This window comes from Streptomyces niphimycinicus, from assembly GCF_018883605.1.
GTDB lineage: Bacteria > Actinomycetota > Actinomycetes > Streptomycetales > Streptomycetaceae > Streptomyces > Streptomyces niphimycinicus.
The window spans coordinates 1-306 of sequence record NZ_JAHLEM010001305.1; the positions used below are offsets into that span (position 1 = coordinate 1).

Annotated in this window: 1 protein-coding gene; it reads right to left on the reverse strand. The window is 78.4% G+C overall.

Translation table 11 applies throughout. The features are described from left to right. Positions 1–28: 28 nt before the first annotated feature. On the reverse strand, positions 29–306 hold a 278-nt coding region (locus tag KN815_RS49480; RefSeq protein WP_216348251.1), incomplete at its 5' end, for an adenosylcobinamide-GDP ribazoletransferase.

A 306-nucleotide genomic window follows, 5' to 3' on the forward strand; every position in this document is an offset into this window, starting at 1 on the left:
GTCCGTCGGCGTCCGCACCCGCCGGGCCCTACCTGAAGGTCAGGACCACCAGGGCCATCGTCGCGGCCGTCTCCGCCAGCGCGCCGAAGACATCGCCGGTCACCCCGCCGAGACGGCGGCGGCAGTGGTGCAGCAGGAGTTCGGCCGCCGCAAGCGCGGCCAGGGCCGCGAAGGCGTGGCGGACGACGGCGTACGGGCCGAAGGGGAGGGCCGCCGCCGCGCAGCCGAGCACCACCACCGCCGCCACCACACCGGCGGAACGCCACGGCACGGCGCCCGCGACCGCCGCGCCCAGCCCCTCCGGAC